This window comes from Kribbella antibiotica (assembly GCF_004349055.1).
Classification (GTDB): Bacteria; Actinomycetota; Actinomycetes; order Propionibacteriales; family Kribbellaceae; genus Kribbella; species Kribbella antibiotica.
This window is the reverse complement of sequence record NZ_SMKX01000302.1, coordinates 1-1,427: the sequence shown is the minus strand read 5'-3', so window position 1 is coordinate 1,427 and position 1,427 is coordinate 1. Positions and strand designations below refer to the sequence as shown.

Annotated in this window: 1 protein-coding gene; it reads left to right on the top strand. The window is 66.4% G+C overall.

The window, feature by feature from the left end:
• Window positions 1–114: 114 nt before the first annotated feature.
• Complete coding sequence (locus E1263_RS42355) at window positions 115–1,401, top strand: ISL3 family transposase (RefSeq protein WP_132178124.1); 1,287 nt, start codon at window positions 115–117, stop codon at window positions 1,399–1,401.
• Window positions 1,402–1,427 lie beyond the last annotated feature (26 nt).

The following is a 1,427-nucleotide window of genomic DNA, read 5'->3' as shown; positions in this document are numbered from 1 at the left end:
TGGGGCTCTTCTGACGCATCTGTGGGTTCTGCGCGGGTCGGAAATGGGTGCACGCCGTTCTCTGTCTAGGTTTCTGGCTTGTCGAGAGTCAGGAACTTTAGAGCGGAGAACGGCGTGCGTTGGGTCAGTGTATGGCGTGGGTTGTTGGGTGTTGAGAACGCGGTGGTCGAGAGCGTCGATTACGACGAGGTGGGCGATGTCGTGATTGCTTATGTCCGGCCGCGGCGGGCGTCGAAGGGCCGTTGTGGGGTGTGTGGGGTGCGAGCGCCTTGGTATGACCGTGGCCAGGGGCGGCGGCGGTGGCGGGGGCTGGACTTCGGCACGACGCGGGTGCTGCTCGAAAGCGATGCTCCGCGGGTGGGTTGCCCGGTGCATGGCCCGACCGTGCGGGCAGTGCCGTGGGCGCGTCATGGTGCTGGGCATACCCGCGCGTTCGATGCCACTGTGGCGTGGCTGGTGGTGCACTGCTCGAAGTCCGCGGTGACCGAGTTGATGCGGATCGCTTGGCGCACTGTCGGCGCGATCATTGCCCGGGTCTGGGCCGACACCGAGAACGCGCACGACAGGTTCGCGGACCTGCGACGCCTCGGGGTCGACGAGGTGTCATACAAAAAGGGGCACAAGTATCTGACTGTGGTGGTCGATCACGACTCCGGCCGGCTGGTGTGGGCCGCACCCGGGCGCGACAAGGCCACGTTGGGGAAGTTTTTCGATGCCCTGGGTGAGCAGCGTTGTCGCCAGATCAGCCATGTCAGCGCTGACGGAGCGGACTGGATCAGCGCGGTGATCAGCCGCCGGTGCCCCCAGGCGACGCGTTGCGCCGACCCTTTCCACGTGGTGTCGTGGGCGACCGAGGCGCTCGACGAGGTCCGCCGCGAAGCATGGAACACCGCTCGCCGCCGCGTCGGTGGCTCCCGGACCGACCAGCAAGGCGGCCGGAGCCGTCAGATCGCCACCGGGCATGCCCAAGCCCTGAAACGGGCGCGCTGGGCGCTGGGGAAGAACCCCGAGAACCTCACCACCCGGCAACGCGCAAAACTGGACTGGATCGCCCGGACCGAACCCGAACTGCACCGGGCTTACCTGCTCAAAGAAGGACTCCGGCTGGTCTTCCGGCTGCCCTACGACGAGGCCGTAGACGCCCTCGACGGCTGGATCGGCTGGGCCCGCCGCTGCCGGATTCCCGCCTTCGTTCACTTGCAACGACGCATCGTCAAACACAAGGCATCGATCCTCGCCGCGATCGAACACGGCCTGTCCAACGGACGCATCGAATCGGTCAACACCAAGATCCGCCTCATCACCCGCGTCGCCTTCGGCTTCCACTCACCCACCGCACTCATCGCCCTGGCCATGCTCAACCTCGGCGGTCACCGGCCCACCCTCCCCAACCGAAACTGACCCACAGATCAGTCAGGAGAGCCCCA